Origin of the sequence: Mucilaginibacter rubeus, from assembly GCF_003286415.2 — a bacterium.
Classification (GTDB): Bacteria; Bacteroidota; Bacteroidia; order Sphingobacteriales; family Sphingobacteriaceae; genus Mucilaginibacter; species Mucilaginibacter rubeus_A.
Window position 1 is genome coordinate 3726951 of the sequence record NZ_CP043450.1, and the last position, 10151, is coordinate 3737101.

Annotated in this window: 7 protein-coding genes; 1 reads left to right on the forward strand and 6 read right to left on the reverse strand. The window is 44.0% G+C overall.

Features of this window, described 5'->3' with window-relative positions; translation table 11 throughout:
• Window positions 1-47 precede the first annotated feature (47 nt).
• Window positions 48-1190: a metallophosphoesterase family protein gene (locus DEO27_RS14695; protein ID WP_223818254.1), complete on the reverse strand. Its 1143-nt coding sequence runs from the start codon at window positions 1188-1190 to the stop codon at window positions 48-50.
• Window positions 1191-1302: 112 nt separating this feature from the next.
• On the opposite strand from DEO27_RS14695, the gene DEO27_RS14700 reads away from it, so the two are divergent.
• Complete coding sequence (locus tag DEO27_RS14700; RefSeq protein WP_112573761.1) at window positions 1303-1818, forward strand: protease; 516 nt, start codon at window positions 1303-1305, stop codon at window positions 1816-1818.
• A gap of 206 nt (window positions 1819-2024) precedes the next feature.
• Here DEO27_RS14700 and DEO27_RS14705 read toward each other — a convergent pair whose 3' ends face one another.
• The 5 genes from DEO27_RS14705 to DEO27_RS14725 all read right to left on the reverse strand — a co-directional run bounded on the left by DEO27_RS14705 (window position 2025) and on the right by DEO27_RS14725 (window position 10148).
• Window positions 2025-2960, reverse strand: coding sequence for a sugar phosphate isomerase/epimerase family protein (locus DEO27_RS14705; RefSeq protein WP_112573999.1), 936 nt, complete (start codon window positions 2958-2960; stop codon window positions 2025-2027).
• 9 nt (window positions 2961-2969) lie between these two features.
• Window positions 2970-3827 (reverse strand): sugar phosphate isomerase/epimerase family protein, encoded by an 858-nt coding sequence (locus DEO27_RS14710; RefSeq protein ID WP_112573762.1) that lies wholly within the window; start codon window positions 3825-3827, stop codon window positions 2970-2972.
• Between the two features lie 27 nt (window positions 3828-3854).
• Window positions 3855-7295 (reverse strand): ThuA domain-containing protein, encoded by a 3441-nt coding sequence (locus tag DEO27_RS14715; protein WP_112573763.1) that lies wholly within the window; start codon window positions 7293-7295, stop codon window positions 3855-3857.
• A 516-nt stretch (window positions 7296-7811) separates the two neighbouring features.
• Complete coding sequence (locus DEO27_RS14720) at window positions 7812-8156, reverse strand: hypothetical protein (protein ID WP_112573764.1); 345 nt, start codon at window positions 8154-8156, stop codon at window positions 7812-7814.
• 30 nt (window positions 8157-8186) lie between these two features.
• Window positions 8187-10148, reverse strand: coding sequence for an OmpA family protein (locus DEO27_RS14725; RefSeq protein WP_112573765.1), 1962 nt, complete (start codon window positions 10146-10148; stop codon window positions 8187-8189).
• Window positions 10149-10151: the final 3 nt, after the last annotated feature.

A 10151-nucleotide genomic window follows, 5' to 3' on the forward strand; every position in this document is an offset into this window, starting at 1 on the left:
AAACAAAAACGGGAGGTTTAGCCTCCCGTTTTTGTTATTTATGCTATTCAGATCCTGACTGTAAAGTTGTCCGTCAAAACAGCAGTATGTTCATCTTCATCCGCTACGGTATAATACTCCCCGTTTAAAATTAATCCCCTGTTATCGCGCTCAATAGCAATCTTTAAAAAGCCATGTCGGGTATCGCAGTTACTTTCAAGACTTACACCATCAAATCGCGTATCATCTGCTGTAAAACCCTCATTATCTGTCAGGGCAATAGGATGTAACTCATCAAAGCCTCCTGTACCGGCAACAATATAGGGCATTACCGTTAAATCGGCATATTGCTTACTGAAACGCTGGTAGTTATGTACGTGTCCGCTAAAAACAATATCAGGGCGGATGCCGGTCTCCTCAAAAACACCTTCCAGGAAATCGATCATTGGCAAACTGGCACCATGATTAATATCTGCCGAATAAGGAGCATGGTGCATGCAGAGGATAACGGCTTTATCCGGCCGTTGCATATCGGCAGCTCTTAGCTCATCCATAAACCAGTCGCGCTGTTCGCGGGTAACAATGCCGTATTTAGGTACATTGGTATGTAAACCGATGATGGTTGCCAGCGGGGTATCCATTGTCCAATAAATATTGGGCTGAGGCATGCTTTTGCGGTCTATCTTGCGGCTCAGCATTACCGGACGCGAAACAGTATCACAAAACACGGTGGTAAATGCATCCAGACTTTGATATGGCATGGCGGCAGCCGGATTTACATCGCTATCATGATTGCCGGCAATGGCGAATATAGGTGCGGGGTACAGGCTATAAGGTTCAAAAAACTGATCATAATAGTTTTGAGCTTCGCCATAGTTGTAAACAACATCGCCCAAATGGTATAAAAACTTAGGCTGATCCTTACCCGAAAGCGTTTCATACTGTGCAGCCATTAAGCCTGCTATCCGCCTTTGCGAACCGGGATTGCGAATGCTACCGGTATCCCCCACCATATGAAAAACCATTTTATTACCGGCGATATCCGATATGACATCTTGTACCGATAAATGATATGGATAAGAGCCTGATGGCTCTGGCAGGGGTTGAAATTTATAGCTATCATCCGGCTGATCTTTTTTGATAACCGGGCTGGTATGTTTTAATGAAGAAATTAAAGCCATTTGCTCCATAATACCTGCAAAAATAAGCAAGGTATATTAAGGCAGGGTTAAGTTGGGATAGATATTGCGAGAATAGCAGAAAGGTGTTAGGAGTTTGATTTAGCAATCCAACCTTATGCTGTTGAAGGCTTAAATTTGCGGCATGAAAAACTACAAAATAATCTTATCTGCAGCGTTGTTTACCTTATCGGCATGCAGCGTTAACCATGTAAAAAACACTTCTACCAGTTCCGATTCTGCTAAAAATCAAAGTCTCGCCGTAAGCCCAGGCCTGTTTGCCAAAATGCAAATAAAACCCACAATTAAAGCCGGAGAGGCTGTTGAACTTAAATTCACGGTTTATAACGATGCCGATACTGCCCGTCAGTTTTGCAAATGGCATACACCATTTGAGCCGCTTATGAGCAAATACCTTGATGTGAAAGATGCAAGCGGCCAGGAAATGTTATACAAAGGCGCAATGGCAAAAAGAATAATGCCGCCACCTGCCAGCAGCTATATTAAAATAAATCCAAAGGATAGCCTGTCAGTAATTGTTGACCTGTTAAAGGCCTATGATATTAGCAAACCATCAAAATACACTGTAATTTACGTAGGGCAAAATATGAGCGGCCTTACAGTGAGAGATAGTGTAGAATTTGTTTATGGGGGGAAATAAAACAGAAACATTTGATATTTAGCAACTATTGTGCGCATCGATAGTGAGTTTTTAAAATCCCCTCTTGAGAGGGGGCGCGACGGGAAAGCGCGATAGCAGGGGTGTGTTATACAAACGATGAGCCTCACGTAGAATAACACACCCCTCCGCCCCTCTCAAGAGGGGAATCGCTCAATCCCCCATTTTATTTTATCATGCTTTACTATTTAAGAAGCCGCCGCCTTCATTTTCGCCAATGCGGTTTTAGCCACCGTTAAAGCATCCTGAGCATAATAATTTTTATTGAAAACCTCGAACGAGATCACCAGTGGCCGTTCGTGGTTTTTAACTATTTGCAGGATCTGCTTAAGTGGCGCGATACCATCACCGCAATAGATCCTGTCCGGTTCCGAGATCTGCTCCGGACTGATCCCTGCGGGATAATCGTTTACATGAAAAATATCCAACGCATGATGCCCAACATAGTTCAGGCTCTCCACTGCCGATTGGCCCTTAAAAACATGGAACACATCAAGCAAAATACGGGCATTGGGATTTCCGCACTGCACAGCCACATAAAGAACCTGGCTTATATGCTTGAGATTTTGCGAACCTCCCCACATCTCCAACTGCGGCATAACGCCGGTTTGTTCGCCCATTTTCAGGATGGTAAAATAACGTTCGGTTATCACATCCAGATCAAGTACCGGGCCTTTGGTCATGCCTGCGGGTGGAGCTGCTATGCGATGGCAGCCTATTTTAGCCAATATTTCCATTTCCTGCTGCAATTGTTCCAAACCCTTTTTCCGGGTTGCCTCGTCGTCAACCAGCCAGGGGGCAAAACCTATCGCGTCTTCAATTTTAAGCCCAAGCCCGTCTATGATCTTTTTGGCTTCAGTTAGTGAACCACCACCCTGCAGATAGGTCTGCAGCGTATCTATCCAGATTTCAACAGAAGTAAAGCCCGCTTTGGCAGCTACTTCAAGTTCCTTAACAAAACCAAGGTTATGCCCGCGAATGGTGCTCATGTTTAACGAGTAAACAAAGCCATTACCCGTTTTTGGCGCAATAGGAGCCGCTGTTGCACCGGCTTCGCTTAAAACAGCGGCACCGGCCGTTAACCCTATTGCTTTTAACACTTGCCTGCGGTTTAAATTGCTCATATACATATATTAATCCTTCAAACCTTTCAGATAGGCAATGGTAACCGGCAACTGCTCACTATATGACGGACTTTCATCCTCAATAAAATAATGTTTAATACCAGCCTTTTTAGCGGCTTTCAACACTTCAGGAATATCAATCTGACCGGTACCTAAGGCTACATCATTTTTAGTGTCGGTGCCCCCTGTTAAATCATTAGCTACTCCCTTGCGTATATCTTTCAGGTGCATCAGTTTCATACGCGAAGGGTATTTATTGATAAGCGCGGCCGGATCCTGCCCGCCATGGAATGACCACAAGATATCTATCTCAAACGAAACATATTTCGGATTGGTGTTTTGGGCTATATAATCGAACAGCGTGCCGTCATTGTATGGGCCAAACTCATAACCATGATTATGGTAGCAGAAGGTTAAACCGGCTTCACTCAAAATCTTGCCCACGCGGTTAAAATCTGTAACAGCTTTTTTGGCGTCATCTAAAGTAAACTCCTTACCATGCGGAATCCAGGCAACCATTACGTATTTAGCGCCCAATATTTTTGCCAGCTTAATTACACTGCCCGGATCATTTACTATAGCATCGTATCCTGCCCCTGTAGATGGGATACTAATTCCACGATCATCGCACATCTTCCTGAATTCCTCAGGCGGCATGCCTTTGGGGCCTTCACCTTCAATTTCGGTAATGCCTAATGATTTTATTGTATCCAATACTGCAGCCGTTGCCTTAGGCATACTGCTGCGAAATGTGTAGGCCTGTACACCTATGGCATCGGTAAACAGTGGCTTGCTTTGTGCCGACGCTTTGTTTTGCCCCAAGGCCATAGCGGCTGAAAGAGCAATAAATAAGATTTTTTTTTTCATATCAAACAGGGATTAAAAAGGGCTTTATTACTCAACAAATTGAATATCCTTCAGATTTAAAATACCATCACTCGGTTTAGAATGTTTTATGGCGAAGAAATATACATCATGCTTTCCACTCACCGGCTTGCTTAACTCTCCGGTAACTTCGCCGGTTTTATCCCATGCACCTGTGGTTTGATAAGCTACGGAACTGATCACCGGACCGGCCTGCGAATCTATTCTTACTTCAATTTCGCCGTCATAATCTTTTGACGCATACTTGTAGGCAAACTTGCTGATATTGGTCAGGTCGATATTTCTGAACAGTACAAAAGATTTATGATTACCTGCCGACAGATCGTCTTTAAACCTATTAAAGCCTTTCAATTCATCAGCATAAACAGCCTTAATCGCCGAATTACGTAAAACGACCATATCAGTAGCTTTCAGCGGACCAACAACTTTACCGCCTTTATCCGTATAGGATGCCAGTAGCGTATACTCGCCACGCGGCTCAGCAGCATTGAATTTTAAGTTGAGCGTGCCGGTTAAAGGTAGCGGCAACACAGGATTCTTTTTATCGGTAAGCGAAAAAATGTACTTCACAATTTCCCTTGTATCGGAGTTTGATAACTGCGGATGTGCGCTCATCACGTGTTCGGTACCCCAACTGCCTGCACCACCCGCTATTATCTTTTTAGATAGCTGATCGATAGCTCCCTTCTGCGCTTTGTACCGATTGGCAATTGCTAAAAAGCTTGGCCCTACCGCGGTTTTATTAATGGTATGGCACGATTTACAATCACTGTTAGCAATCAGCCCCTTACCTGGATAACTAACCTCGGTAGTGGATAATGCTGTTAAATTCTGAGTAGTACTATTGGCTGAAGGTTGGGGATTATAAATGTAAAATAGCTTTACCTTTTTAGGGTCGATTTTGCCATCCTCCTTATCAGTAACCACAACATGATAGCGGAACGGCTTACCCTTCCATATAAATGATTTATTATCGTTACTGGCTATGGTTACTTCAGGTTTGGTATTACCAACTCTTACAATCACGGTATCGCGACCGGTTAAGCCGCCCTTGTCCGTCACTTTTAGAATAGTTTTATAAACGCCGGGCTTTGTAAATGTATAGCTGGCCGAAGGTGTAGATGCCCCAACCGTTTTACCATCAAACAGCCACTGATAAGTGATCTTATCATCGTCATCCATATCCTTACTGTTTTGACTGCTGAAACTTACTTTAAGCGGGGCCTGCCCTGCTATTTCTTTTTTAGCCGGAAAGTCTTTTACTTCGGATGTCAGGAATTTCATCCTGTTGAATTTATTGAAAGCAGCGGTATCCGAAATACTGGCTTTAGCAATCGGTTCACGGTTGCCCGTATTGTACTCGATCTTAACCAAACGGGCGTCCTCATTCTGGGCACCATAAACTGAGCCATATTCAAGCATATATAAAGCACCATCGGGGCCAAACTGCATATCAATCGGGCGGCGGAAATCACCGTTGGCAGGCATAAATGCTTCGTTACGCAGGTAGTTCTCGTTTTGGTCAAAACGGAGATCAATCACCCAGTTACGCATCCAGTCGGCCACAAACAAGGTACCGTCATAATACTCGGGGAATTTATTAGGGTTTTTGACGCCCTTATCAAACTCATAAAAATCGCCGCCTATAGCACAGCGACCGCCCATACCTAATTCAGGGAATTCATCTGAAGCCGCATAGGGATACCAGATCATGGCTGGCATAGCAGGCGGCAGCAAATTCAAACCGGTATTATTGGGCGAATTATTTACGGGTGCTTTAGGATCAAAATTTGGCCCGGGTTTAGCATTTACAAAATCCCAGTGCGAGTACGCAAAGTTATTGCCCACAAAATAAGGCCAGCCAAAGTTGCCCGCTTTTCTTGCCTGATTAAACTCGTCATAACCACGCGGGCCACGTGGTGAATCATTACCTGCATCCGGACCAATCTCTCCCCAATACAAAACCGATGTTTTAGGGTTCACCGCTATACGGTAAGGGTTACGGCATCCCATTACATAAATTTCGGGCTTGGTTTTAGCTGTACCCTTGGGAAAAAGGTTTCCTTCAGGAATAGTATACGTACCGTCAGCTTCCGGGTGGATGCGCAGGATCTTGCCTTTAAAATCATTGGTATTACCGGCGCTTCGTTGCGCGTCAAGGCTGTAATGCTCCGTTCCCGGGCGTTCATCCAACGGCGCATATCCATCTGATGGGAACGGGCTTGAGCTATCACCTGTAGACAGATACAGGTTTTTATTTTTATCCCAGGCCAGTGAGCCACCGTGGTGTGCGCCACTTACTTTTTGTACAGGCACTTTAAACAGGATCTTTTCCGATTTCAGGTCGAGCACGTCCGCCTGGCTAAGCTTAAATCTGGATAGCTGAAAATTAAGCGGCTCAATGGTTTGTCCGGCGGGCATATAATAGATATAAACAAACTGGTTCTTTTCAAAATCCGGGTCGAGCGTAAGGCCGATAACGCCTGTACCACCCTCATAAGTAATTGGGAATTTATGGATCACCTTAAACTTGTTGGTTTTGGTATTGTAAACCGAGAAGTTTCCCATCAACTGGGTAAAAAACACGCGGCCGTCTTTGGCAGCTGCCAGTTCCATAGGCGAAGCGATGTTGCTCACCAAAACAGTTTTCACAAAGCGGGTTTGATCAGGCGCCACTTTAGCGTACGATTTGCTATAATCAAGCGGCTTGCCGTTACCCATGGCATATTTAATACCCCCAAGTAATTGCCCTAAAAACAGCGGATCGCTGTAACTTTCATCGGTATGACCGCAACCGGTATAAAACGCCCTACCGCCATCAAATTCATGATACCAGGTTATAGGGTGATTGGCACCGTTTGTACCTCCGTCGTACGTGTTTTCGTCAAGGCTTGCCAGTACGTGGATACCACTGTAAATAGATTTGTAATTATACCATTCGTCGGTACGCTCCCAACGTGTGGGCAAATTGGCTGTAGCCGGCTGGCTTTTATCCGTTACGTCGATGGTAGCCTTACGGATATTGGAATTGTTAGGATGGCTTGAAAAATAAGCGCCAACCAGTTTGCCGTACCAGGGCCAGTCGTACTCGGTATCGGCAGCGGAGTGTACGCCCATAAAGCCACCTCCTGCCTGTATGTAACGTTCAAAAGCGGCCTGTTCAACAGCGTTAAGTATGTTGCCTGTGGTACAGTTAAAAATTACAGTCTGGTATTTTTTAAGGTTATCGTCGGTAAAATTAGCCGAATTGGTAGTGGTATCTACATCAAAACCATTCTCATTGCCTAATTTTTGAATGGCCGCTATCCCAAACGGGATACATGAGTGATGCCAGCCCAAAGTTTTTGAAAATACCAGCACACGTGGCTTATCAAACGGCTTTTTAAACGAATAAAGCAGGAAAGTTAATCCTGTCAAAAAAACGTAGGTGAGTTTTGTTTTTAATGACATGTTTGAGGTTATTATTGGTTTACGTTTTATGAACGGTCATAAAAGCAGCATGATCCCCTCGCCCTGCTAAAAGGATTTACGTACAAGGCAAAAAAATATAAAATGCTTGGTGCTAAAAGGGCTGTTCAAATAATTGGCTTACACAATAATAACTATTTAAAACATTCAGTGTGTATTAATTACACTTTTATTTTACCGGGGATAGGTTTGTAATTGAATTGTTACGGCTGTGGACAAAGCGAATACACAAATGCAATTGTACACCAATTTAAATCATTGCCGTTGACTTTAGTCAACGGATTGGTCGACAATATAAGTGGCTTTAGCCAAAACACCGGGAGATTGGGCTGAAGCCCGATCATTCGTTTCTTTTTTACCGTTGACTAAAGTCAACGGCAATGAATAAAATTCCGATAAAAGCTGACAAAAACAACGAACCCCACAGACATTTATCCGCGGGGCTCGTACTAACCATTACAACCCAGGGCACATTAACCTAACATATGCCCTTTATCTTTAAATGCCTGGTGCTACATCATCGTAGTACTCAGGTATTATGGCTTTCTGGATCAGGGTGTCCCTGTGTTTTTCGAGTAGTTTTTTCCACCAGAACTGGTATTTACGGGGGTACACCACCCTATCCTTATAATCACGTTTACAAAGGCCTTCATATGAAAGCAATTTATTCATAACCTGTCGCGAGTGATCGACCACCATGTGCGACTTGGGCGTATATCCCATAAGCCTGTTGATCTCCCTGTTGGCTTTGCCAAGCAGTATCAGCTCAAAAATTTGAATGTGAAAGGTTGAAAATCCTTTTGTTCTTAAAAACGGGCGGTGAAATGTTGCTGATTCTTTCATAAAAAATAGCTTAGGTTAATAAATCCATGATTACTCTGTTTTTACAACTGTAAATTCTGTGCGTCGGTTAAGTTGCCTTCCGGTAGGATTATCCTTGCCATTAGGTAATGAGTTTGGCGCAACAGGCATACTCTTTCCATATCCTTTTGCATAAATGCGTTCGCTGGTTATTCCCTGACTTATAATGTAATCCACGCATGATTGCGCCCTGGCCTGCGATAGTTTAAGGTTGTATTTAACGCTACCTATCGAGTCGGTATGCGCGCCAAGCCTCACAATTATTTTAGGATTATCCTTCATGATGGTAACCAGGCCATTGAGTACCGTTTTAGATTCGGGCCTTAGCGTTGCCTTGTTGAAATCGTATAAAATATTATTGATCACAATAGGCTTATCCTTTTCAAAGGCCTGCAGGCAGATCTCGGCGTTATAAAGTGTATCGTTGCTCATTTGCCCGCTTGCCGGGATAGGCAATATTTTAGTGAAGTAGCCTGTTTTTTCGAGCTTTAAATTATATGGTCTTTTTGATGTTACCTTAAACGCATACCTGGCATCGGTGCCAGTGGTTAATTCTTTTAGCGTTTGCTTTGCCAGCGAGTCTATAAAGCTCACTTTAACACCTGCCAATGGCTTGCGGGTTTCGCAATCGGTAACTATACCGGCCAAAATAAAACTCTTGTTATGCACTTCAAACAGGTTCAAACAGCAATCCGACTCTCTGTCCGAGCTGATATACCATTTGCTGGCATCTTTGGTATCGGGCATAAAATACAGGTCGTCCTTGGCCGAGTTCATGGGATAGCCCATGTTTACCGGGGTAGTCCAACTGCCTGCATCACCTTTGCTTTCAAAAAAATCAAAGCCGCCCAAACCGGTAAAACCTTTCGAACTGTATATCAATCTTTTTTCCTCAGCATTATAATATGGAGCCTGCTCATCACGATCTGTATTGATGGTACTGCCCAGGTTTACCGCGTTTGTAGCTTCTCCATCATCGCCCAGATCGCTTACCCAGATATCATCGCCGCCAAAACCTCCGGGCTTATTTGAAACGAAGAACATCCGTCTGCCATCAGCTGTAATAAATGGTTGTATGGCGTTGTAGCCATCGGCATTAACATTACTGCCCAGCTTATGCAATGGCGACCAGCTGCTATCCTGCTTTTGGGTAAAATAAATGCTATGATAAACTTTGGTACCTTCCTTGTACCAGCGGGTAAGGTACATGCGCTTGCCATCCGGCGTTAATGAAGGTGTACCGTATTCTGTTTCCTTCTTGGCATCATTATCCTTTAAGGTAATTACCTGCGGTTTAAATTGGCTCGCGGCATTGGCCGTATAAATACGGTTGATATGCTTTTTATCATCCTTGGCAAAGCGCGACGAGGTAAACATGAAATTATCACCGGTTTGCAGCAGTGCATAATCCGATCCATCAGAGTTCCAGTCGCCTTTTAGTTTTACAACTTCCAGTAGCTGCGGATACTTGTATTGCTCCTTAGCGAAGGTGCAGTTAGCTATCTCCTTGTTGGCTATAGCCTTGTATTCGTCGGTTTTATCATACCCGGCATTAAATTGCTGCAATTCTGTAATTGCGTCATCAAAACGCTGAGTGGCGCGGAGGCATACGCCATGCCAAAGCCTGGCTAAGGGATATGTGGCCGCATCGGGGGCATCAACTGTCTTTTTGTACCAGCCTTCGGCCTCAATATAGTTTTCATACAAACGATACGACTCTGCAAGGCGATAGCTCACGTAAGTAGCATCAGATGGTTTATCTTTTTTGGGTGCCTTATTCATGGTTTGAAACGGCACCTCTTTGTTTTGCAACAGGTGCATACCTTCGGCAACCTTACGGTAATAAAAGGCGGCTTCGTAATAATCCTTATCCGCAAATGCCCTATCGCCCAGGTTACGAAAATCCTTACCGTACTGGCCAAAGCAGGTTAAAGTAATGGCCGATAAGAAAATAGTTATAATTATAGCTCTCATAGT

What these genes read in the sequence shown, in the direction of transcription:
- DEO27_RS14715 (WP_112573763.1), bottom strand. Translation starts at nt 7,295, where the DNA reads ATGTCATTAAAAACAAAACTCACCTACGTTTTTTTGACAGGATTAACT.
- DEO27_RS14725 (WP_112573765.1), bottom strand. Translation starts at nt 10,148, where the DNA reads ATGAGAGCTATAATTATAACTATTTTCTTATCGGCCATTACTTTAACC.
- DEO27_RS14705 (WP_112573999.1), bottom strand. Translation starts at nt 2,960, where the DNA reads ATGAGCAATTTAAACCGCAGGCAAGTGTTAAAAGCAATAGGGTTAACG.
- DEO27_RS14720 (WP_112573764.1), bottom strand. Translation starts at nt 8,156, where the DNA reads ATGAAAGAATCAGCAACATTTCACCGCCCGTTTTTAAGAACAAAAGGA.
- DEO27_RS14710 (WP_112573762.1), bottom strand. Translation starts at nt 3,827, where the DNA reads ATGAAAAAAAAAATCTTATTTATTGCTCTTTCAGCCGCTATGGCCTTG.
- DEO27_RS14700 (WP_112573761.1), top strand. Translation starts at nt 1,303, where the DNA reads ATGAAAAACTACAAAATAATCTTATCTGCAGCGTTGTTTACCTTATCG.